Consider the following 23,424-nt stretch of genomic DNA (forward strand, 5'->3'; position numbering starts at 1 on the left):
GAATTTAAAAATGGAATTAGACGAAAAAAAATATTTATACCTTCTTATATTGCTTCCAATTTTGGTGTGCATTTTTCTTTTCAATATGTATTGGAAAAGAAAAAAACAACGCGAATTTGGAGATTTGGATTTAGTAAAAAAACTAACTCCGGAGCATTCTGTTTTTAAACCATTTTTAAAGTTAGGAGTTATCCTTTTGGCTTTCGCTGCATTAATTTTAGGATTGGTTAATCCGAAAATTGGAACAAAAATGGAAACTGTAAAACGTGAGGGAATTGATATTGTATTTGCAGTAGACGTTTCTAAAAGTATGCTTGCCGAAGATGTTGCTCCAAGTCGTTTAGAAAAAAGTAAACAATTAGTATCGCAAATTATCAATCAGCTAGGAAACGACCGAATAGGAATCGTAGCCTATGCAGGTAGTGCATTTCCAGTTTTACCAATTACAACAGATTATAGCGTTGCCAAAATGTTCTTGCAAAGCATGACTCCAGACATGGTTTCATCGCAAGGAACCTCACTTGATGAAGCTATAAAATTATCTGCAACTTATTTTGACGAAAAAAGCAAAACAAGTAAGCTATTGATTTTAATCTCAGATGGAGAAGACCACTCTGAAGGAGCCGAATCTGCTGCCGAAGAAGCCAATAAACTAGGAATGAAAATCATTACTATTGGTATCGGAACTGAAAAAGGAGCTACAATCCCATTGAAAAAAAATGGAGTTGTTGAGAGTTTCCAAAGAGACAATAACAATGAAGTCGTTATAACAAAATTAAATCAAGAAGGGCTAAAAGCTATTGCAAAAGCGACCAAAGGTGGTTATGTTTATGGCAGTAATACCAAAGAAGTTTTGGATTATGTAAAAAATGCTTTAGATAATATCCAGAAAACAGAATTTGAAGCTACGCAAATGGCCGATTTTCAGTCTCAATTCCAATGGTTTATTGGTATTGCATTTGCATTATTATTCATTGATCTTTTCTTATTAGAAAGAAAAACAAATTGGGTTAAAGAGTTGAATTTATTTAACGAAACAAAATAATTGTTTCAACACAGTTATCTTTTGAAACAAAAAAACAAAAAAATTAGAATGAGAAATTTACTTCTATATATTTTATTAACGCTTTCTTTGGCTGTTTCGGCTCAAGAAAAGGACAAAGCGTTGCCTAAAGCTAATGAAGAATATAAACAGAATAAATTTGTAGATGCCGAAGCTGATTATAGAATCTCGCAATCTAAATTCCCAAATCGTAGCGTTGCACCTTATAACTTAGGAAATGCTATTTATAAGCAAAACCAAGCTAGCGAAGCTAAATTTGCTTACGCAAAAGCATTAAAGAATGCCAAAACACCATCTCAAAAACACAAAGCACTTCACAACCTTGGTAATGTTTTTATGAAAGAGAAAGATTATGGGCAAGCTGTTGAAGCTTATAAAAATGCATTACGTAACAACCCTACAGATGAAGAAACACGTTACAACTTTGCATTGGCTAAGAAAATGCTAAAAGAAAATCCTCCTAAAAACGATAAAAACAAAGACAAGAATAAAGATAAGGACAAGGACAAAAAAGACGACAAGAAGGACGATAAAAAAGACAAGAAAGACGACAAAGGAGATAATAAGGACAAGGATAAAAAAGATGATAAGGGAGATCCTGATAAAGATAAAAAAGACGGAAAAGACGATAAAGGCGACCCTAAGAAAGATGATAATAAAGGAGAACCAAAACCTACACCTGGCGGAATCTCTAAAGAACGTTTACAGAATCTTCTTGATGCAGTAAATAATGAAGAAAAGAAAATTCAGGATAAAGTAAACGGTCAAAAAGTAAAAGGCGCTCCTAGAAAAACTGAAAAAGACTGGTAAAATAAAGTTGAATCGTTTAACTGTTTATTTGTTTATTTGACAAACAATAAATGGTTAAACGATTAAACAGTTAAACGATTTAAAAAAAACGATTAAACAGGTAATGAAAAGATATTTAATTCTATTACTATTAAGTTTCCAAGGGCTTATGGCTCAAGTTCAATTTGAGGCCAGAGTAAGCAAAACTACGCTTGGTTTAAACGAAAGACTTCGAATTGACTTCATTATGAATGTTGATGGCGATAACTTTGTTCAGCCCACATTTGAAGGTTTTAGAATTGTTGCAGGACCAAGTCAGCAAGTAAGTCAGTCATGGGTAAACGGAAGAAGTTCATTCGAGAAAGTGTATTCCTATTTCTTATTACCAAACCAAAAAGGAAGCCTTGTTATAAGACAAGCTGCAATAGAATATAATGGTCAGGTTTACAAAACATCTCCTATAAAAATAAATGTTACTGCTGCAGTAGCACAAGAAAGAGATCCAAATGATCCACAACAAATATCTGCCGATGATAATTTATATCTAGTTGCCGATATATCTAAGACGAACCCATATATTAACGAACCAATTACTGTTGTTTACAAATTGTATTTCAGCTATAATATCGGTATCACAAATTGGAGAGAATTAGACAAACCTAAATACAATGATTTCTGGAGTCAAAATATTGACATTAAGCAACTAGTTGCTGAAGAAGGTATGTTTAAAGGCGAAAAATATCGTTACGTAGTACTTAGAAAAACGGTATTATATCCACAAAAATCAGGTAAATTAGTGATTGAACCTTTAGCATTAGATATCGATGTGCAATTACCTACTAACCGAAGAAATATGTTTGGTCAGGTTGTAGTTACCGATGGCAACAAACGTGTATCGGCAGGTGCCAAAACTATCAATGTAAAAGCACTTCCTGAATCTAGCAAACCAGAAGGATTTTCGGGTGCTGTAGGTCGATTTGACTTTAAAGTAACGCCATCTAAAACTACGTTAAAAAACGGAGAAAGCCTGGAGTTAGTTGTTAGTGCTGCTGGTAGCGGAAATATGAAATTATTTACCCTGCCTAAACCAGTTGTACCAAATGCGCTAGAAATGTACGACCCTGTACATGACGAAAAGGTAAGCACAACACTTAGCGGAATGTCTGGAAAAATATCAGACACCTATACCATTATACCACAATACAAAGGGAATTATGCCATAAAACCAATGCAGTTCTCGTATTTTGATTTAAATACAGGAAGTTACAAAACAGTTACTTCTCCAGAAATCATGGTGAATGTTCTTGATGGTCCAACGCCATCAGATGCAAATGTGGCTTCTAGCCCAACTGCAAAAAACAAAATATCGGCTACAGAACAGTTCAAGTATATTAAGCTAAAAAGCAATTTTACCTCTGTCGTAAACGATGATTTTTATGGATCAAACTTGTTTTATGCCCTATTGTTTTTACCATTCCTGATTTTACCAATTATAGTTTTAGCTAAGAAGAAAAAAGAAGCTATTGATGGTGACATTACTGGAAACAGAATTAAAATGAACAATAAACTGGCTAAGAAATATTTATCTGAAGCTAAAAAACAAATCAATAACAAAGAGCCGTTTTATATTGCGCTTGAAAAAGCAATGCATAATTTCCTGAAAGCCAAATTACATATCGAAACTTCAGAAATGAGCAAGGATAATATCACAGAGCTTTTATTGTCTCGAAAAGCAAATCCAGAATCAGTTAAAAATTTCATTAGCCTAACCGAGAACTGCGAGTTTGCACGATATGCACCAGCATCTAGCGCTTCTATTCAGCAAGATTTTGATAAAGCTGTATTGATAATTTCAGAATTAGAAAAACAAATTGTTTAATATAGTTTCTAACCACACAAGTTCGCTAAGAAATTAAATTTAGCTTACGCTGAATTAAGGTTCGCAAAGTTGAAACTCTTATTACATATCAATAAAATGAAAAATATTCTTTTATACCTATTCTTATTATTATCCCAAATTTTCTTTGCTCAAAATAGCTTTGATAAAGCGAATGCTTTATACCAAGAATCAAAATACGAGCAAGCAGTACAAGAGTATGAAAACGTTATAAAAGTTGATAAAAAACAATCGGCTGAATTATATTATAATTTAGGTAATTGCTATTACAAACTAAATAAAGTAGCTCCAGCAATATACAATTACGAAAAAGCTTTAGTATTAAACCCTAATCATCCAGAGGCTCTAAACAATTTAAAATTTGCTAAAAAACTAACAATCGACGAAATAAAAGAAGTTCCTAAAGTGGGTTTTGCAAAACTCATCCGAAACTTTACCGGAATATATCATTACAATACCTGGGCATGGATTTCTGTAGGGATAGCATCGGCATTCTTGCTTTGCTTTATTGGGTACTATTTTTCGCAACTTACACGTTCTAAAAGAGTTTATTTTATCGGAATGTTTTTGATATTACTTGCTTTATTGGTAAGCTTAACAGCAGGGTTTTTAGAAAAAAGTCATTTTGATAACGAAAGACCTGCTATAGTATTTGCAGAAATTGCCGAAGTACGTAGCGAACCTCAAAAAGCTGGTTCACCAATTTTCACCCTTCACGAAGGAGCAAAAGTATACGTAAAACAGTCATTACAAAACTGGAAAAAAATAGAATTAACCGATGGAACCGAAGGTTGGATAGAATCCTCGGCTGTTAAAGAGGTGAAATAATTCATTTGCTTAAAAAAATAAAAATCCCAAATTCAATATTATATAATATTGAATTTGGGATTTTCTTTTGTTTGCTACATCTATCTAATTTACAGCATCTACCAATCGTATAAATTCGGCTTTATAACCTTCATCATCATTTGCTAATCCTGATTTTGCTAACTTTTTTATATCCGCACTAGAACTATTCGCAATAAGTTTGGAATCTCTTAATTTTAATCCAAACCAAGCAACTGCTGTTGTAAATTTAAAATCCGAAGAACTACTATCCAAAGAGACTTTCTTATTATCAATAGTACTTACCATTTCTATACTTTTATCACCATCTGGTTTTTTGTATCTAAATTTAATAGTTGCAAGCTCATCATTATAATTCGACTCATCCGATTTTACTTTTGTATATTTTAAATCAGAAGGAATATAATCACTTTCAACACCTGTTGGAATAATTTCATACAATGCCGTAACCGTGTGGCCACTTCCTAATTCTCCAGCATCAATTGCATCATTTTTAAAATCTTCGGGCTTTAATTTACGGTTCTCATACCCAATTAATCGATAAGCCTGAACATGCTTAGGATTAAATTCTATCTGAATTTTTACATCTTTTGCAATGGCAAACATTGAACCTTTAAATTCTTTACCTAAAAATCGATTAGCTTCCTGAATGTTATCAATATAAGCGTAATTCCCATTCCCCTTATCGGCTAAAACTTCCATTTTGCTGTCTTTATAATTCCCCATTCCAAATCCAAGAACAGTTAAAAAAACACCCGATTTTCTTTTATCTTCAATTAGTTTTTCCATCTCCATGTCTGAAGAAGCTCCTACATTAAAGTCTCCATCAGTAGCAATAACAACCCTGTTATTTCCTTCCTTAATAAAGTTTTGTTGTGCCAATTTATAAGCCAATTCAATTCCTTCTCCACCAGCTGTACTTCCGCCTGCGCTTAAATTATCAAAAGCATCTAAAATCTCTTCTTTATTATCTCCCGAAGTTGGTGTTAATACCACTCCCGCAGAACCAGCATAAACTACAATCGAAACTTTGTCTTCTCTACGGAGTTCTTTTACTAAAATCTTCATAGATTCTTTTAATAGCGGAAGCTTATTATCATCACTCATAGATCCAGAAACATCTATTAAAAAAACAAGATTTGATGCTGGTAAATTCGTCATTGGAATATCTTTTCCTTGCAAACCAATTTTTAGTAATTGACTGTTTTTATTCCAGGGACTATCGCTTAATTCTGTATTAATCGAAAATGGATTTTGTCCTTCTGGTTGTGGATATTTATACTTAAAGAAATTCATCATTTCTTCAACACGAACAGCATCTTGAGGAACCTTTTGTCCGTTGTTAATAAAACGCCTGATATTGGTATAAGATGCGTTATCAACATCAATAGAAAAAGTAGAAAGTGGTGATTTTATAGGAGATTCAAAAGGATTTTCTTCAAGGCCAACATAACTTTCGGTATTAGAATCTGGAAGTATGTTTTCGGGAATTTCCGTATCATAAACTACTACATCATCAGCCGCCGCCGCCTCATCGCTGTACTCACGTTTTTTACAACAACTAAATAAAACAAGAACAAGGAATGCCATCAAATAAAAATGTTTATTTTTCATTTAAATAAATTTTAAGAATTAGTAAATTGATTTTTCTTTCAAATAATGGCTAGCATTCCGGATGTACTAGTTAAAATTATCTGCGATTTGAGCCAATTCAAATTCAATGCCAAAATTTCTTTAAAAATTTTCTACAAATGAAAATAAACGATTTAAAATTGAATGTTGTTTTCTTAAACTTTGCGAGTCTTAGTCCAGCGCAAGCTAAATCTAATTTCTTAACGAACTTTTCAATAAAAAAAACAAACGGAGAAACTTTGCAAACCTTAATTCAACACAAACTAAACATAATCTCTTTACGAACTTTGCGGTAAAAAACCAAACGGAGAAACTTTGCAAACCTTAATTCAACACAAACTAAATATAATTTCTTAGCGAACTTTGTGGTAAAAAAAACAAACGGAGAAACTTTGCGAACCTTAATTCACCACAAACTAAACCTAATTTCTTAGCGAACTTTGCGGTAAAAAGACCCAAAACCTAGAACTTATATACCTTCTCAGGCGTAACACAATAATCAAGTTTTATATCCCCTTCAAAAACATCTGTAATTTCAGTTTCAGCCTCAAAGAAAGACAAACCTATTTTAATTGTTTCTGGTTTACATTCAGATAAAAACTTATCGTAGAATCCTTTTCCATATCCTACTCTATTTCCAGAAGTATCAAACGCTAAAAGAGGAACAAAAACAACATCAATTTTACTCGACGGAACTTCCAGACCATCAACAGGTTCAGGAATATTATATTCGTTCTTCTTTATTTTAGTATTATCAGTAAGCAAGAAATGAGTCATTTCTCGGGTCTCAAAATCACTTTTAGAAATTACAATTTCTTTGTCTTTTCCGGCAAGTAAATGCAAAATAAACTCCGTATTTACTTCTTTATGTTCTACTATTGGTAAAAAAACATGAAAATAAGTTTTCTCCCAAATTGGTAATGAAAGTACTTTATTGGCAATAACCAAACTCAATTCGTCAATATCAGTTTCAGTAAGTTGTTTCCTCAACCCTTTTTTTTGTAAGCGCAATTCTTTTTTAGTTGTCATCTTCTTCTAGATTGTTTTTGGACATATGATAAATAGCATCCCCTTCGTACACAATTGGCGAATGGTTTGCATTAATAATATACCCATCATGCGGTGCTTTTACTTTTCTTTCAAACTTACCAAAAGGATCGGTAATAATTGCCAGAATAGTTCCTTTCTTAACAAACTTTCCAATTGTATTGTAGTCATGTAGTAACCCTGAGCATTTAGCTCGTAGCCATACCGATTTTTCGATATAAATAGACGGTTCTTCAGGCGTTGCAACAATATGATTAGAATCTAACATTCCTAAATAAGCTAGCAAACGCTTTACTCCATCAATACCAATATTAGCAATTTCATGATTAATATCTAATGACTTTCCGCCTTCAAAAAGCAACATTTTTACTTTTAATTTTTCGCTGATACTCCTAAACGAACCCGAAATGTTTTTAGAATACAAAGTAAAAGGTGCGCTAAATACATCCGCCAGAATCTTTAAGTCATGATTATTCTCAGAGAGTCTAATCTGCGGTGCATTAAAACGGCTTGCTCCACCAGCATGAAAATCGACAGCATAATCTACAATTGGCAAAACATCGGTAACAATATGATAAGCAAAACGGCTTGCCAAAGAGCCTTTTTTACTTCCAGGAAAAACTCGGTTTAAATCACGTCCATCAGGAAACTCACGCGCTTTATTTACAAAACCGTACATATTTATAACCGGAATACAAATGATAGTTCCTTTTTGCGGACGATTAATTCTCTTGCTTATTATCTGACGTACGATTTCGACACCATTAATTTCGTCACCATGAATCCCTGCCGAAAAAAGCACAACAGGCCCTTCAATCTTCGAACGTCTTACAATAACAGGAATGTTTAATTTGGTTGTAGTGTGCAGTCGAGCAATTTCGACGTTAACGGTTTTGCTTTCACCTGGTAAAATGGATTCCCCAAAAATCACCAATGGTTTACTATTTCTCATATTCAATAATAAAAGCTAAATATAGAAATTATATTTTAAATTTATATCTTTGACTTTAACACTTATAATCTTAACCAACTAACCACATCAAAATTTAAAATGAAAAAAATAGCAGTTTTATTTGGCGCATTAACCCTTCTGGTTTCCTGCATGAGTAAAGAAGAGAAAATGAAAGAAGCAGAAGCTGACGGAAACGAAGCAGTTGCTGTAAAATCTAAATTAATAGAAGGTGCAGGAAAAGCACTCCAAGAACAAGGAAAAGACGCCGCCAAAAGCGCATCTAAAGGAATTGGAGATGTTATAAAAGGAATAAACTCAGGAATGAGCGAAAGCATCAACACCTCTAAAGTGACTTCTGAACCCACTTTTAAAGCAAACTTTGAGGAATGCAAAGCCGAAAAAATATACGGAGCAGATACTGATAAACAAAAGAAAGTAACAATTTACTTAATTGCTAAAAAAGATTTTAAAGGAAATCTTGTTTTAAAAGCTTTTGATGCCGATAAAAAAGAAATCGGAAGAAGCAGTTTAGAAGTTTCTATTAAAAAAGACGATGCAAAATATGTAGACTTCTCATTTGATGAAAGAACGCATTTACTACAAACCGAATACTTTACAATTAAATAAAAATTCCAAATAAAAAAAGAGCCCGTTTTCTATAAAAAAACGGGCTCTTTTTTTGGAAGAAACTCAAAAGAATTATAAAATTCAAACTCAAAAGTTTAAATTTGTTGTATGCAGACTCCTCTCGAACTTCAAATCCAAACTTTACCAGATAATCCTGGCGTATATCAATATTATGATAAAGATGGAAAAATATTATATGTAGGCAAAGCCAAAAATTTAAAGAAAAGAGTTTCTTCTTATTTCAATAAAATTCATGATACTGCCAAAACCAATGTTTTGGTAAAGAAAATTGTAACGATAAAACACATTGTTGTTCCTACCGAAACCGATGCGCTTTTATTAGAAAACAACCTTATAAAAACCCTACAACCACGCTACAATGTATTATTGCGTGATGATAAAAGTTATCCTTGGATTTGCATAAAAAGAGAACCTTTTTCGCGTATTTTTTCTACACGCAGAATGGTCAAAGATGGTTCAGAATATTTTGGTCCATATACCAGTTTTAAAACCGTACATACAATACTAGATCTTATAAAAGAGCTATATCCGCTTAGAACCTGTAATTTCGATTTAAGCAAATCAAACATTGATAGTGGTAAGTTTAAAGTATGTTTAGAGTATCATATTGGTAATTGCAAAGGTCCGTGCGAAGGACTACAAACACTAGAAGATTATCAAAAACAAATCGATGCTATTCGCGAAATCCTAAAAGGAAATTTTAAAGAAAGCATGAAAGATTTTAAGCGTCATATGACCCAATTGGCGCAAGATTTACGATTTGAAGAAGCACAAAAAATAAAAGAAAAAATAGAAATTCTGGAAAATTATCAATCCAGATCGACTATTATAAATCCTAAGATTACCAACATCGATGTGTTCTCGATAGTTTCGGATGAAAGCGCGGCGTATGTCAATTTTCTTCAAATTTCGCATGGCTCGATTATTCGTTCTCATACTTTAGAAATCAAGAAAAAACTAGACGAAACCGATGCCGAATTACTCGAACTTGCTATAATTGAACTGCGTGAGCGTTTCCAATTATTATCCAAAGAAATCATTGTTCCTTTTGAAGTCGATTTGGGAGAAAACATTAAAGTTACCGTTCCACAACTGGGCGATAAAAAACAGATATTAGATTTATCGATTAGAAACGCTAAGTTTTACCGAATCGAACAACTCAAGCAATTACAAATCGTAGATCCCGACCGTCATACCAAGCGTATTATGGCACAAATGCAAAAAGATTTACGCCTGCCAGTTGAGCCACGTCATATAGAATGTTTTGATAACTCCAACATACAAGGAACAAATCCCGTTGCAGCCTGCGTGGTTTTTAAAGATGGAAAACCAAGCAAAAAAGATTATCGTCATTTTAATGTAAAAACCGTCGAAGGTCCAGATGATTTTGCCTCTATGACCGAGATAGTATATCGCCGTTACAAAAGATTATTAGATGAAAATGAACCTCTGCCACAACTTATAATTATCGATGGAGGAAAAGGACAATTATCATCGGCTTTAAAAAGTATCGACGAACTTGGATTACGTGGTAAAATTACAATAATAGGTATCGCCAAACGTCTCGAAGAACTCTTTTATCCTGGAGATTCAGTCCCATTATATCTAGATAAAAGATCCGAAACCCTAAAAGTAATTCAGCAATTACGAAACGAAGCACACCGATTCGGAATCACATTTCATCGTGACAAACGTAGCAAAGCAGCATTAAATTCCTCTATAGAAAGTATTCCGGGAATAGGCGAGAAAACCATGCTTACATTAATACAACATTTTAAAAGTGTAAAACGATTAAAACTGGCAACCGAAAAAGAAATAGCAGATGTTGTAGGTCCATCCAAAGCAAAAAAAATAACAACATTTTACAGTAACACCAATCAAGAATAACCCCATGAGAATAATCCTTTTAAACATCATTCTATTATTTTCATACCATAGTTATAGCCAGAAAAGTATTGAAATTTATCAAAAAAACAGTACGCAAATAAAAATAAAGGCAGTTAATGATTTCGAAAAAATAGAAATCACCACATCTAAAAATAATAAAACACAAATTATAGATAGCATAGAAACTTCAATTTCTGACAGGGAAATGCATTTTGCGATTGAAGATTACAATTTTGATGGCTATCAAGACTTTTCTACCTATCATCTAGACGATGGAATGGGAGTTTACACCATATTTCAACTTTTTATTTACGACCCAATAAGCAGCCAGTTTAAACAATTAAAAATGCCTCGAAACTTCGGACCAGAATGCGATGAGTTTTGCGACATCCAAATAAACAAAAAGAAAAAAACAATTCAATCAAGTTGTCGAGGTGGTGCACGATGGCATACTGATGTTTGGAAATTCGACAAAAACAAAAACCTTATATTATTGAAGAAATAATGTTATTAAAACAAAAATGACATATAAAGTTCGATAATATTTCCGACTTTTACAGAACAAACCAGCTATTTCTATGAGCCTCATCCAGCTGTCCATTACAAATACTCGATTAAAAAACTTTTTTTCTATTGCAAAAAAAGGAGCTTCTTGGGTCGCTCTTTTTCTACAAGAAAAAATAGTTTTTCTTCACTCGCAGTTTTCCATTCCCATCTGGGGCATAAAAACATTAGTTGTTTTAATAACATTAGGTTTCACTCAGAACACATTTGCTCAGGATACTATAAAAAAAGATAAAAATGATCCCTCTTATCGTCCAAAAATTGGTTTGGTATTAAGTGGTGGTGGAGCCAAAGGATTTGCTCATATTGGGGTATTAAAAGTTCTGGAAGAAGCAGGAATCAAAATCGATTATATAGGAGGTACCAGTATGGGATCCATCATTGGTGGACTTTATGCATCTGGTTACAATGCATCTCAGATTGATTCAATTTTTAAGAGAACCAATTTTGATGATTTAATAAATGACTACATTCCAAGATCATCCAAAAACTTTTACGAAAAAAGAAACGACGAATTATACGCTATAATTTTACCTTTTAGCAATTTTAAAATTGGAATTCCCGAAGCACTTTCCAAGGGAATGTACAACTATAATTTATTAAGCAGCCTTACTCGAAACGTAAGACACATTCGCGATTTTAATCAGCTACCAACACCATTTTTATGTATCGCTACCAATATCGAAACTGGCGAAGAAGTATTGCTTAACAAAGGAAATTTGGCGCAAGCCATGATTGCCAGCGCAGCATTCCCTTCCCTATTCTCACCTGTAGAAATAGACGGAAAACTACTCGTAGATGGTGGAGTTGTAAATAATTATCCTATAAAAGAAGTTCGGAATCTAGGCGCAGATATAATCATAGGTGTAGATGTTCAGGATGATTTATTAGATCGCACAAAACTGAAAGATGCTACTCGTATATTAGTACAAATAACCAATCTTCAATCTATCGATAAGATGAAGAGAAAAATTAAAAATACCGATATATATATCAAACCAGATATTAAAGAATATGGTGTAATCTCTTTTGATAAAGGAGAACAAATTATCCGAAGAGGAGAAGATGCAACCTTTGCGACTTACGAAAAAATTAAAGCATTGGTCGAAAAACAAGGTTATTACAAAAAACCTGAGTTAAAAGTAGCTTCAGATACATTGCAAATCGAAGATATAAATTGCAATCACCTGGAAAATTTTACTCACGAATATATTACAAGTAAATTACGCTTTAAAGCAGGATCAAAAATAACTTATAGTGACCTTTTAAAAGGTGTCAATAATATTAATGCCACCCAAAACTTTAGTGCAATTTCCTATTCATTAGATCCAAATGGAACTCGTGATGACTTAAATTTAACTTTAAAAGAAAATCCAACTCAAACCTATTTAAAATTTGGTTTGCATTATGACGGACTTTACAAAAGTGCAATTTTAGTAAATCTTACCCACAGAAAAACGCTCTTTAAAAACGACATTACTTCATTGGATATCATTTTAGGAGATAATTTTAGATACAATCTTGACTATTATATCGAGAACGGATTCAATATAAGTTTTGGATTCAAATCAAGACTAACACAATTTAATCGAAATATAACTCAAGAACTAAGTAGTCCGCTTCTTAAAAGTACAGATCCTAATTTAGTTAATGTTGATTTTCTCGACATAACTAATCAAGCCTATTTTCAAACACTTTTTGTCCAAAAATTCCTGATAGGTGGAGGAGTCGAATATAAATATTTAAAAATACACTCAAAGACCTTAGCCGCTATAGACCCAAACATAGACAAAAGCAGTTACTTTAGTTTATTTGGATATATGAATTATGACACCTTCGATAATAAAGATTTTCCTAAAAGAGGATGGGGTTTTTCAGGTAATATTCAATCTTATCTATTTTCCTCAAATTATACAAATGTCTTTGAACCTTTCTCTACTGCAAAAGCAGAAATTGGTGTAGCAAAAACCATATTCAATAAGGCAACTGTAGTTTTTAAAGCTAATGCAGGACTTACTTTTGGTCAAACAAGTGTACCATTTTTCAATTATGTTTTAGGAGGATATGGTTATTATAAATTAGATAATTTTAATTATTTCTACGGATATGACTTTTTAAGTCTTGCAGGAAACAGTCTTATAAAAGCCGAAGCAACCTTTGATTACGAAATATTCAAAAAAAATCATATTAATTTCACAGCCAACTTCGCAAACCTTGGAAACAATATTTTTGAAGGAGTCGAGTGGGTTTCAGTACCAAAATACACAGGTTATGCCGTAGGTTATGGCTTAGAGACAATAATAGGTCCTATAGAAATAAAATACTCCTGGTCGCCTGAAAACACCAAAGGCTATACATGGTTTAAAATAGGTTTTGTGTTTTAATTTAGTTTTTTAGAGAAAATTTATGTTATAAATAATATAATATGTAATTTTGATTCATAAAAATTACGACATTTGTTATAATGAAAACAAAATGGACAGGTTTATTAGAGTATCTTCAATTCCTTATCAAGAGAAATCCTGAATAAAACTACCGAATTGAGATAATTAGTCAATTACACAATATTGAGCTAATTATCTGTTCACACAATTCAAATTTTTCGAATTATCTAATTTAAAATTATCTAATAGAAAAGCCATGCCATTATATCATAAACTTGGAGATTTTCCTCAAAAAAGACACACCCAATTCGAAAAACCTAACGGAGGGTTATACTACGAACAATTGTTTGGAACCGAAGGTTTTCACGGACATTCATCATTGTCTTATCATGTTCACAGACCAACACAAGTAAAAGAAATTTTAAATTCTTATTCGGTTGAACCAAAAATTGCAATCGGAAAAAACATAAAATCATTACTTTTTAAAGGTTTTGAACTTAAACCTGAAAATGATTTTCTTGACAGCCGCAAAGCCATGTTAGTCAATAAAGACTGTATTATAGGTTTAGCAGCTCCAAAAGAATCGCTTAGAAAATATTACTACAAGAATGCCGATGCCGATGAAATGCTTTTCATCCATAAAGGAAAAGGAAAATTGAGAACCATGCTTGGGAATATCCCTTTTGAGTATGGCGATTATTTAATCATTCCGAGAGGTATTATTTATCAAATAGAATTTGAGACCGAAGAAAACCGCCTTTTTTATGTCGAATCCTTCGCTCCTTTTTATACCCCAAAGCGTTATAAAAACCAATCAGGTCAGCATTTAGAGCATTCTCCATTTTGTGAGCGTGATTTTATTTTGCCAAACGAATTGGAAACACATGATGAAAAAGGTGATTTTTTAATTAAAATCAAAAAAGAGGGCATGATTCACGAAGTGGTTTATGCCACACATCCTTTTGATGTTGTGGGTTGGGATGGATATAATTTCCCATACGGATTCTCGATTCATAATTTCGAGCCTATAACTGGTCGTGTACACCAACCGCCACCAGTACATCAAACTTTTGAAACGGCAACTTTTGTCGTTTGCTCATTCTGCCCAAGACTTTACGATTATCACCCGAAAGCAATTCCGGCACCATACAATCACAGCAATATAGACTCTGATGAAGTACTATATTATGTTGATGGTGATTTTATGAGTCGTAATAATATTGAGCAAGGTCATATCACTTTACACCCAAAAGGAATTCCGCATGGTCCAGCGCCAGGCGCAATGGAGCGTAGTATTGGTCACAAAGAAACTCATGAATTAGCCGTAATGGTTGATACTTTCCGCCCACTTATGGTCACGGAAGAAGCAATGGGTCTTGATGATGGACAGTATTACAAATCCTGGACGGAATAGTTAGTCAATGTGCCAATTTGATAATTAGATAATTTAATCAATTAGAAAATTTAATTAATTTATAACTTTAAACCTACAAATTAATTATCTCATTAGCGAATTTTCTAATTATCAAATTAAAACAAATGACTTTCAACGAAAAATATAAAGACAACGCTCTTTTAATTAAAACATTCAATTTCGCATTAAACATAATTGATTACACGACTGAACTTCAAGAACAAAAGAAATTCGTAATTGCAAATCAGTTATTAAAAAGCGGAACATCAATTGGAGCCAATTCAAAAGAATCTCAAAACGCAGAAAGTAAAGCCGATTTTATACATAAATTAAAAATAGCCATTAAGGAAGCAGACGAAGCAGAATATTGGTTGTTCTTATGTGATGCTCATAAAGGTTATCCAGACTGTAAAGGATTATTAAATGAATTATCAGAAATTTTAAAAATTTTAAACAAAATAATATCAACATCTAAGATGAAAAAATGAGATAATTTAAAAAATGTGTCAATTAGAAAATTAATTTAATTAACACGTCAAAAATTATCTAATTTTCTCATTATCAAATTATCTAATTATGAAACAGGTAAAATCAGTAGAATACGGATTAGAAAAAATCTTTGAAGGAGCACAAGATTTCCTTCCGTTATTAGGAACAGATTATGTAGAATTCTACGTAGGAAATGCAAAACAATCGGCACATTATTACAAAACAGCTTTTGGTTACCAATCATTAGCTTATGCAGGATTAGAAACAGGAGTAAGAGATAAAGCATCTTACGTTTTAAAACAAGACAAAATAAGACTTGTTTTAACAACCCCTTTAACACAAGATTCACCAATACACGAACACCTTAAAAAACATGGTGATGGTGTAAAAGTTGCCGCTCTTTGGGTTGAAGATGCAAGAAGCGCTTACGAAGAAACTATGAAACGTGGTGCACGTTCATTTATGGAACCAACTGTCGAAAAAGATGAATTTGGAGAAGTAGTACGTTCTGGAATTTACACTTACGGAGAAACGGTTCATATTTTTGTAGAAAGAAAAAACTATAATGGTGTTTTCTTACCAGGTTACAAAGAATGGAAATCAGACTATAATCCAGAACCAACAGGATTAAAATATATCGACCATATGGTTGGAAATGTGGGATGGAACGAAATGAATACATGGGTAAAATTCTACGAAGACGTTATGGGATTCGTAAATTTCTTATCGTTTGATGACAAACAAATCACAACAGAATATTCGGCCTTGATGAGTAAAGTAATGTCTAACGGAAACGGAAGAATTAAATTCCCAATCAATGAACCAGCCGAAGGAAAGAAAAAATCTCAAATAGAAGAATATTTAGATTTCTATGGCGGACCAGGAATTCAGCATATTGCCATCGCAACCGATGATATCATAAAAACAGTATCGCAATTAAAAGCGCGTGGAGTTGAGTTTTTATCTGCTCCTCCGCACACTTATTATCAGGCAATTCCTGAAAGATTAGGTGTTCATATGGATATGATGAAAGAAGATATCAACGAAATTGAAAAATTAGCAATTATGGTCGACGCTGACGAAGATGGGTATCTATTACAGATTTTCACGAAGCCAGTTCAAGACCGTCCTACCCTATTTTTCGAAATAATTCAAAGAATGGGAGCTAAAGGATTTGGTGCTGGTAACTTTAAAGCACTTTTTGAGTCGATTGAGAGAGAACAAGAATTGCGAGGAACGCTGTAAAAACGCATTTTTTATGCATTATGTGAAAAAATCCTCTTTAAACCGATGCTTTTTTTGCAAATGATATGTTAAACTCACTTTTTTACTATTATTTTTAATGTCTTTATATCTATCTTTGCACTCGCAAAACAGGAGGGGGTGGTTTCCTTCCTAAATTGATATAAATTTCATAATTTATAGTTTTTTGGTTAGTTAATAGCATAAAAACTCAGTCATTCCTTGACTGAGTTTTTTTGTTTTAATACATTTGGAATAGAATTTGCATTTATTTTATAAATTGTCAAAGAATCTTATGAAAAAACTAATCCTCTCCATATTCGTAATCCTTACACTTAGCTTCGATACTCAAAAAGAAGACTCATTTGATGTAGGTGAATGGTTCAAATTCAGAATTCATTATGGTATCATAAACGCTGGATATGCAACACTCGAAATAAAAGATGCTACTGTAAACAACAAAAAAGTGTTTCATGCCGTGGGTAAAGGTTACACAACCGGAATGTCACGTTTTTTCTTTAAAGTAGATGATTTATATGAAAGCTATTTTGACAAAGAAACTGGAAACCCATATCAGTTTGTACGAAAAATAGACGAAGGCGGCTACACCAAGAATCAAGAAGGTTTTTTTAACCAAGATGGGCGTGTTCTTGTAAAAGATTACAAACACAAGACAGAGAAAACAATTGTTATTGGTAAAAACGTACAAGATATTATGTCCTCCTTTTACTATTTAAGGAACCATCCTAATATAGACAAACTAAAATCAGGAGAATCGATAACAATTGACATGTTTTTTGACGACGAAACAACAAAATTTAAGTTAAAATTCGTAGGTCGTGAGGATATTACAACTAAATTTGGAACCGTTCCGACAATGATTTTTAAACCATTGGTACAATCAGGACGAGTTTTTAAAGAAAAAGAAAGCGTAACACTCTGGATAACAGATGACGATAATAAATTACCAGTCCGAATAAAAGCAGATCTTGCCGTTGGTTCTATAAAAGCCGATTTGGACGCATTCAAAGGATTAAAAAATCCATTTAAAGTAAAAAAATAATGAATATCACTGATAATTCAGAATCAATTTTAAAAGAAATTGATAAAAAATACCATGCTATTAACCAAAAAACAGACGTACAATTAGAAGGTCTGCTTTGGTCAAAACCTATTACGTATTGGGATTACATCCAAACTGATGCACTTTTAAATCTTCAAATACAAAGAACAACTCTTCCTGACGAAATGGTATTTATTATGTACCATCAGGTAAACGAATTAATCTTCAAGATGATTCTTTGGGAGATTGAGCAAGTTTCGGAAGTGGAAAATATTCAAACTGATTTTTTTAGTGAGCGCCTTTCCAGAATTACACGTTATTTTGATATGCTAACCAATTCATTTAGCATTATGGAAAACGGTATGGAAGTCGAGCAGTATATGAAATTTAGAAATACATTAACTCCTGCAAGTGGTTTTCAGAGCGCACAATATCGATTAGTCGAATTCTCTTCAACCGATGTAATCAATTTAACAGATCGCAGATACAAAGACCGCTTTGACGCAAATACCGACCTAGAAACTAGCTTTGAACATTTATACTGGCAAGCAGCTGGAAAAGATTATCAAACAGGTCAAAAATCATATTTACTTCAAGAATTTGAGAAAAAATACAAATCTCAATTTCTAACACAAATGAAAGAATACAAGACCAAAAATATTTGGCAAAAATTCAAACAACTTCCCGAAGAAGATCAAAAAAACCCAGCATTAGTTCAAGCAATGCGCCATTATGACCACACCGTAAATATTACTTGGGTAATGCAACATTTAAATACTGCCAGAAAATACATTCTTGAAAGCGGAAAAGGAAATGGAGAAGCAACAGGCGGAAGTGATTGGCAAAAATACATGCATCCTAAATACCAACGCAGGATATTTTTTCCAGAATTATGGAGCGCAGAAGAATTGGCCGATTGGGGAAATGAAAAAGAAATATAATTAATAAAAAAAGAAGAGTTTGAAACAAGTATCAGCAATTATAATAATGTTATTTTTAATAATATCATGTAATAAAACAACGGATAAAATTGAAACTAAAATTACCAAACCAAAACCACAAAAAGTTGATTTTGGGTTTAATTATGCTGACTACAATGTGGTTAATGACACTATAGAAAAAGGTGAAACTTTTGGGACTATTATCCAAGGACAAAACATTGGAAGCAAACAAGTCTATAATATTGTAGAACAAATTAAAGATTCATTTAATGTAAGAACCATTAGATACCATAAACCATACACGCTTCTTAGATCAAAAAACAAAACAAACGATTTACAAGTTTTCATATATCAACCCGACGCATTAAGCTACTACGTAGTCGACTTACGCGATAGTATTGCAAAAGCATACAAAAAAGTAAAACCTGTCACCCTTAAACGAAAAATAATAGGAGGAGTTTTAAAAAGCTCCTTATCAGAAACTTTAGGAAATGAAAGTGTAGAAACTGCACTTGCAAGCCGAATCACCAAAGTTTTCTCATGGTCTATCGATTTCTTCAAACTTAAAAAAGGAGATCGCTACGGATTAATTTTTACAGAACGTTTTATAAACGGCAAAACTTATGATGGCGTTGAAGAACTTGAAGCTGCATTTTTTGAATATAAAGGCAAAATTATATATGCCTTTCCTTTTGAAAGAGACACAACTTCAGGAAAAGTTGAATATTATGATGATGAAGGAAAAACACTGAAAAACTTCTTCTTAAAAACTCCAATCAAATTTAGCCGAATCACATCTAGATTTACTGCCAACAGGTTTCACCCGGTACAACATACCTGGAAAGCACACAAAGGAACTGATTATGCAGCTCCAACAGGAACTCCTATTTCAACCACAGCCTCTGGAGTTGTTGAAGCTACAGGATATACGGCAGGAAACGGAAACTTTGTAAAAGTAAAACACAACGGTACTTATTCTACTCAATACTTACATATGTCCCGAATATTAGTAAAACGCGGGCAACGTGTAACTCAAGGACAAACTATCGGATTAGTAGGAAGCACCGGACTTGCAACTGGACCTCACGTATGTTATCGTTTCTGGAAAAACGGCGTTCAGGTAGATGCTCTTCGACTTAATTTACCTACTGGAGAATCTCTAACAGGAAATGAGAAAACCCGTTTCATGAAACAAATAGAGCCTTTAAAGAGAGAATTGGATAGTATTGGGAATATATAATTTTTACTGAAACACATTCTCTAAAAACAGGAACAATGAAAAACACTCGTCTTAAAGCAATTTATAATGAAACTTTTTCGGGTTTAAAACTATTTTACAGAGATACAAATTTGCCCGAAGATTTAATTTCAAATTATAGAGTCGGACAGATAATTCAAGAAAAAGGATTTACTGACATGAGTACCCTTGGCGGTGGTCTTTCAGGAAATTTCAGATATTTAATTGCAAGCGCTAACGCAAAAGATTTGTCAATATTCAATCCTGATTCAGCAAAGATAGGTCACTATCTATTAGATACTATTGCTTATTTTAAAGTATTAGATATTCAGAGAATTGATGACAAAACACAAGTTTTTCTTTTAAACATTCCAGACAATTCATTAACACTATTTAAAAATTCATCTTCAAACCTGGAAGAAGAAATTACAGAAAAAGCAAGAGAGAAATTTATTAACAAAAGAAACTTGCCGCTAATTCCTGAACTACAAACCAACGATTGGAAAGAAAGAACCAAAACTCCAATTGGAATGAACGACAATGGCGAAATGTTCTTTGATGATTCTAAAATTAAAACGGAATCTCCAAAAAGAATAGAAATCAATACTGCCAAGAAAACAATTGAAGTAAACAAAAAACCTTGGTGGAAGATTTGGTGATGAAAAAACTACTCCTTATAATTATTATTTTAAGCATCACATCTTGCAAAAATGACGTTGAAAAAACTGGAACAAAAAAAGTATTCCTAGAGCCCAATCAAATTTCTTATGATTGGCAATTATTCGCAGTTAAGAATGGCATATCAAAAGATTCTGTTTTATCAAATGACATTCAATTTATCAACGATTCTATTTTAAAAGGAAAATTCAAATTAGACATTTCAAAATACGAAGCTGAAAGCAAAACAAAAGAATGCTTGCCTTTTAGACTTAAAAAGAAAATGTTTGATGAATATTATAATGAAGGGTTTAATAATCTAGGAGATTTAAATGGTGACAAAAAAGAAGATTATGTTTTTGTTTTACATGCATTGAATTATTGCGAAGAAGGAGATTCTTATTATTTTACAGATAATAGCATTCCCCGAATTTTAACCGACTCTAATTGTTGCCATCCTTCAAGTATTATAAACATTGGAGACATTGATAAAGATGGTAAAAGTGAAATAGCCGAATATTATTCATCATGCGCAAGTAGATACAAAGCAATTACGATATATAGCTTAAAAGATTCTAAGTGGAAAGAAATAAAATCATTCTCTTTTGTTTTAAACGATAAATATTTCATTGACAAAGATTTTAAAAAGCTATTCAGAAAAACATCTAAAAATAATCTTGAATATTATGAAATTAAAGATGTCAATATAGAAGGCAAACTAGTTGCATCATGGGAGAAAATTAAAATCCAATAATCATTATAATAGTATTTAGCCACATAAAACGTTTTCGTAACTATTTGTTATATAATCGTGAAGCGTTACACTATTAAAAACTAATTTCAGTATTTTTGTGTTTTAATAACCAAATTTTCAATTAAGACAAAAAAATGGCTTTAAACACAACAAACCCAACTGGGACTGAAGCGTGGAAAAATCTACAAAACCACTATAACGCAATTCACGAAACTACGATACAAGAATTATTTCAACAAGATGCAACTCGTGTTGAAAAATTCAATTTACAATGGAATGACTTTCTACTAGATTATTCTAAAAACAATATTAATCAGGAAACTATCTCTCTTTTATTAGAGCTGGCAAATTCTATTGGATTAAAAGACGCGATCTCTCAATATTTTGGTGGTGAAATAATTAACCAAACTGAAAACAGAGCTGTTTTACACACTGCTTTACGTGCGCCAGAATCTGCTGTAATAAAAGTAGACGGAGAAAATGTAATTCCAGAAGTTTACGAAGTAAAAAACAAAATCAAAAAATTTAGCCATGAAGTAATTTCTGGAGAAAGAAAAGGTTTTACAGGAAAAGCTTTTACAGATATTGTTAATATTGGTATTGGAGGTTCAGATCTTGGTCCTGTTATGGCTGTTGAAGCTTTACAGTTTTACAAAAATCATTTAACTACACATTTTGTTTCTAATGTAGATGGTGATCACGTAAATGAAGTTATTAAGAAACTAAACCCTGAAACTACATTATTTGTAATTGTTTCAAAAACTTTTACTACTCAGGAAACATTAACCAATTCTGAAACTATTAAAGAATGGTTTTTAAAATCGGCTTCACAAGAAGATATTGCAAAACATTTTGTTGCTGTATCTACTAACATTCAAAAAGTAACTGAATTCGGAATTAACCCTGACAACGTTTTCCCGATGTGGGATTGGGTTGGCGGACGTTTCTCCTTATGGAGTGCAGTTGGCCTAAGCATTAGCTTAGCAGTTGGTTTTGATAATTACAACCAATTATTAGACGGTGCTAATGAAACTGACGAACATTTTAAATCAGCTGAATTTGACCAAAACTTACCTGTAATTCTAGCTTTATTAAGTGTTTGGTATAATAATTTTTTCGGTGCCGAAAGTGAAGCACTAATTCCTTACACTCAATATTTACAAAAACTTGCTCCGTACTTGCAACAAGCAACAATGGAAAGCAACGGAAAAAGCGTAGGTCGTGACGGAAAACCTGTTAACTACCAAACAGGAACTATTATTTGGGGAGAACCTGGAACAAACTCGCAACACGCATTCTTCCAATTAATACACCAAGGGACAAAATTAATCCCAACAGATTTTATTGGATATGTAGAACCTTTATATGGTAACGAAGATCATCATAATAAATTGATGTCAAACTTCTTTGCACAAACCGAAGCTTTATTACACGGAAAAACGGCAGCACAAGTTCAGGCTGAATTTGACAAACAAGGACTTGCTGCAGACAAAGCCGCATTCTTATTGCCTTTTAAAGTATTTACTGGTAACAAACCAACAAATACTATTTTAATACAAAAACTAACTCCAAAATCTCTGGGTTCATTAATTGCCTTATATGAGCACAAAATATTTGTTCAGGGACTTATCTGGAATATATTTAGCTATGACCAATGGGGAGTAGAATTAGGTAAACAATTGGCAAATTCTATATTAGATGAGATCAATACAAAAACAGTAAAAAATCACGATAGTTCAACCTCTTTCTTATTAAATCATTTTTTGAAGAATAAGTAAGAACTAGAAACTTATAGTACATAATCCACAAAAAGCTTATTGATTCTGGCAATCAATAAGCTTTTTCTTATAATACTAATCCTCAAGTTATTCGCTTTATCTAAAATTAACATACGCTCGCTTTTTATTGATTTTATTTT

20 protein-coding genes are annotated in these 23,424 nt (G+C 32.6%); 17 read left to right on the top strand and 3 right to left on the bottom strand.

From position 1 onward, the window contains the following. The first annotated feature begins 10 nt into the window (after positions 1-10). From OA93_RS10575 to OA93_RS10590, 4 genes are all read left to right on the top strand, one after another. Entirely contained in the window at positions 11-1,045 is a 1,035-nt protein-coding gene (locus OA93_RS10575; protein WP_039113161.1) for a VWA domain-containing protein, read from the top strand. Positions 1,046-1,093: 48 nt separating this feature from the next. Continuing rightward, the gene (locus OA93_RS10580) at positions 1,094-1,873 is read left to right on the top strand and encodes a tetratricopeptide repeat protein (protein WP_039113162.1); all 780 of its coding nucleotides are present in this window, start codon (positions 1,094-1,096) and stop codon (positions 1,871-1,873) included. A gap of 103 nt (positions 1,874-1,976) precedes the next feature. After that, positions 1,977-3,731 carry a BatD family protein gene (locus OA93_RS10585; RefSeq protein ID WP_039113163.1) on the top strand — a complete coding sequence of 585 codons (1,755 nt, stop codon included), beginning with the start codon at positions 1,977-1,979 and terminating at the stop codon, positions 3,729-3,731. Between the two features lie 96 nt (positions 3,732-3,827). After that, positions 3,828-4,577 (top strand): tetratricopeptide repeat protein, encoded by a 750-nt coding sequence (locus OA93_RS10590; protein WP_039113164.1) that lies wholly within the window; start codon positions 3,828-3,830, stop codon positions 4,575-4,577. 84 nt (positions 4,578-4,661) lie between these two features. Here OA93_RS10590 and OA93_RS10595 read toward each other — a convergent pair whose 3' ends face one another. From OA93_RS10595 to OA93_RS10605, 3 genes are all read right to left on the bottom strand, one after another. Continuing rightward, entirely contained in the window at positions 4,662-6,209 is a 1,548-nt protein-coding gene (locus tag OA93_RS10595) for a VWA domain-containing protein (RefSeq protein WP_039113165.1), read from the bottom strand. Positions 6,210-6,689: 480 nt separating this feature from the next. Beyond that, positions 6,690-7,256, bottom strand: coding sequence for a 5-formyltetrahydrofolate cyclo-ligase (locus OA93_RS10600; protein ID WP_039113167.1), 567 nt, complete (start codon positions 7,254-7,256; stop codon positions 6,690-6,692). Continuing rightward, positions 7,246-8,226, bottom strand: coding sequence for a succinylglutamate desuccinylase/aspartoacylase family protein (locus OA93_RS10605; RefSeq protein ID WP_039113168.1), 981 nt, complete (start codon positions 8,224-8,226; stop codon positions 7,246-7,248). Before OA93_RS10605 ends, OA93_RS10600 begins: the two co-directional genes overlap by 11 nt. Positions 8,227-8,325: 99 nt before the next feature. On the opposite strand from OA93_RS10605, the gene OA93_RS24095 reads away from it, so the two are divergent. The 13 genes from OA93_RS24095 to pgi all read left to right on the top strand — a co-directional run bounded on the left by OA93_RS24095 (position 8,326) and on the right by pgi (position 23,284). Beyond that, positions 8,326-8,853: a hypothetical protein gene (locus tag OA93_RS24095; RefSeq protein ID WP_131474475.1), complete on the top strand. Its 528-nt coding sequence runs from the start codon at positions 8,326-8,328 to the stop codon at positions 8,851-8,853. 108 nt (positions 8,854-8,961) lie between these two features. Then, positions 8,962-10,761 (top strand): excinuclease ABC subunit UvrC, encoded by a 1,800-nt coding sequence (gene uvrC / locus OA93_RS10615; protein ID WP_039113169.1) that lies wholly within the window; start codon positions 8,962-8,964, stop codon positions 10,759-10,761. 4 nt (positions 10,762-10,765) lie between these two features. Next, entirely contained in the window at positions 10,766-11,266 is a 501-nt protein-coding gene (locus OA93_RS24100; protein ID WP_052259426.1) for a hypothetical protein, read from the top strand. Positions 11,267-11,339: 73 nt separating this feature from the next. Then, on the top strand, positions 11,340-13,709 hold the full coding sequence (locus OA93_RS10625) for a patatin-like phospholipase family protein (RefSeq protein WP_039113170.1): 2,370 nt from the start codon (positions 11,340-11,342) through the stop codon (positions 13,707-13,709). 256 nt (positions 13,710-13,965) lie between these two features. Beyond that, complete coding sequence (locus OA93_RS10630; RefSeq protein WP_039113171.1) at positions 13,966-15,123, top strand: homogentisate 1,2-dioxygenase; 1,158 nt, start codon at positions 13,966-13,968, stop codon at positions 15,121-15,123. A 125-nt stretch (positions 15,124-15,248) separates the two neighbouring features. Then, the gene (locus OA93_RS10635) at positions 15,249-15,611 is read left to right on the top strand and encodes a four helix bundle protein (RefSeq protein ID WP_039113172.1); all 363 of its coding nucleotides are present in this window, start codon (positions 15,249-15,251) and stop codon (positions 15,609-15,611) included. An 85-nt stretch (positions 15,612-15,696) separates the two neighbouring features. After that, positions 15,697-16,857 (top strand): 4-hydroxyphenylpyruvate dioxygenase, encoded by a 1,161-nt coding sequence (gene hppD / locus OA93_RS10640; RefSeq protein WP_039113173.1) that lies wholly within the window; start codon positions 15,697-15,699, stop codon positions 16,855-16,857. Positions 16,858-17,149: 292 nt separating this feature from the next. Further along, positions 17,150-17,917 carry a DUF3108 domain-containing protein gene (locus OA93_RS10645; RefSeq protein WP_039113174.1) on the top strand — a complete coding sequence of 256 codons (768 nt, stop codon included), beginning with the start codon at positions 17,150-17,152 and terminating at the stop codon, positions 17,915-17,917. After that, positions 17,917-18,858 (top strand): tryptophan 2,3-dioxygenase family protein, encoded by a 942-nt coding sequence (locus OA93_RS10650; protein WP_039113175.1) that lies wholly within the window; start codon positions 17,917-17,919, stop codon positions 18,856-18,858. Before OA93_RS10645 ends, OA93_RS10650 begins: the two co-directional genes overlap by 1 nt. Before the next feature lie 19 nt (positions 18,859-18,877). Further along, positions 18,878-20,098 (top strand): peptidoglycan DD-metalloendopeptidase family protein, encoded by a 1,221-nt coding sequence (locus tag OA93_RS10655; protein ID WP_039113176.1) that lies wholly within the window; start codon positions 18,878-18,880, stop codon positions 20,096-20,098. Between the two features lie 35 nt (positions 20,099-20,133). Further along, positions 20,134-20,754, top strand: a complete 621-nt coding sequence (locus OA93_RS10660) for a hypothetical protein (RefSeq protein ID WP_039113177.1) — start codon at positions 20,134-20,136, stop codon at positions 20,752-20,754. Beyond that, positions 20,754-21,506 (top strand): hypothetical protein, encoded by a 753-nt coding sequence (locus OA93_RS10665; protein ID WP_039113179.1) that lies wholly within the window; start codon positions 20,754-20,756, stop codon positions 21,504-21,506. The genes OA93_RS10660 and OA93_RS10665 overlap by 1 nt, the downstream gene beginning before the upstream one ends. A 134-nt stretch (positions 21,507-21,640) precedes the next feature. Then, positions 21,641-23,284 (top strand): glucose-6-phosphate isomerase, encoded by a 1,644-nt coding sequence (gene pgi, locus OA93_RS10670; RefSeq protein WP_039113180.1) that lies wholly within the window; start codon positions 21,641-21,643, stop codon positions 23,282-23,284. Positions 23,285-23,424 lie beyond the last annotated feature (140 nt).

The organism is Flavobacterium sp. KMS (assembly GCF_000813005.1).
Taxonomy (GTDB): Bacteria; Bacteroidota; Bacteroidia; order Flavobacteriales; family Flavobacteriaceae; genus Flavobacterium.

What these genes read in the sequence shown, in the direction of transcription:
- OA93_RS10575 (WP_039113161.1), top strand. Translation starts at nt 11, where the DNA reads ATGGAATTAGACGAAAAAAAATATTTATACCTTCTTATATTGCTTCCA.
- OA93_RS10580 (WP_039113162.1), top strand. Translation starts at nt 1,094, where the DNA reads ATGAGAAATTTACTTCTATATATTTTATTAACGCTTTCTTTGGCTGTT.
- OA93_RS10585 (WP_039113163.1), top strand. Translation starts at nt 1,977, where the DNA reads ATGAAAAGATATTTAATTCTATTACTATTAAGTTTCCAAGGGCTTATG.
- OA93_RS10590 (WP_039113164.1), top strand. Translation starts at nt 3,828, where the DNA reads ATGAAAAATATTCTTTTATACCTATTCTTATTATTATCCCAAATTTTC.
- OA93_RS10595 (WP_039113165.1), bottom strand. Translation starts at nt 6,209, where the DNA reads ATGAAAAATAAACATTTTTATTTGATGGCATTCCTTGTTCTTGTTTTA.
- OA93_RS10600 (WP_039113167.1), bottom strand. Translation starts at nt 7,256, where the DNA reads ATGACAACTAAAAAAGAATTGCGCTTACAAAAAAAAGGGTTGAGGAAA.
- OA93_RS10605 (WP_039113168.1), bottom strand. Translation starts at nt 8,226, where the DNA reads ATGAGAAATAGTAAACCATTGGTGATTTTTGGGGAATCCATTTTACCA.
- OA93_RS24095 (WP_131474475.1), top strand. Translation starts at nt 8,326, where the DNA reads ATGAAAAAAATAGCAGTTTTATTTGGCGCATTAACCCTTCTGGTTTCC.
- uvrC (WP_039113169.1), top strand. Translation starts at nt 8,962, where the DNA reads ATGCAGACTCCTCTCGAACTTCAAATCCAAACTTTACCAGATAATCCT.
- OA93_RS24100 (WP_052259426.1), top strand. Translation starts at nt 10,766, where the DNA reads ATGAGAATAATCCTTTTAAACATCATTCTATTATTTTCATACCATAGT.
- OA93_RS10625 (WP_039113170.1), top strand. Translation starts at nt 11,340, where the DNA reads ATGAGCCTCATCCAGCTGTCCATTACAAATACTCGATTAAAAAACTTT.
- OA93_RS10630 (WP_039113171.1), top strand. Translation starts at nt 13,966, where the DNA reads ATGCCATTATATCATAAACTTGGAGATTTTCCTCAAAAAAGACACACC.
- OA93_RS10635 (WP_039113172.1), top strand. Translation starts at nt 15,249, where the DNA reads ATGACTTTCAACGAAAAATATAAAGACAACGCTCTTTTAATTAAAACA.
- OA93_RS10645 (WP_039113174.1), top strand. Translation starts at nt 17,150, where the DNA reads ATGAAAAAACTAATCCTCTCCATATTCGTAATCCTTACACTTAGCTTC.
- OA93_RS10650 (WP_039113175.1), top strand. Translation starts at nt 17,917, where the DNA reads ATGAATATCACTGATAATTCAGAATCAATTTTAAAAGAAATTGATAAA.
- OA93_RS10660 (WP_039113177.1), top strand. Translation starts at nt 20,134, where the DNA reads ATGAAAAACACTCGTCTTAAAGCAATTTATAATGAAACTTTTTCGGGT.
- OA93_RS10665 (WP_039113179.1), top strand. Translation starts at nt 20,754, where the DNA reads ATGAAAAAACTACTCCTTATAATTATTATTTTAAGCATCACATCTTGC.
- pgi (WP_039113180.1), top strand. Translation starts at nt 21,641, where the DNA reads ATGGCTTTAAACACAACAAACCCAACTGGGACTGAAGCGTGGAAAAAT.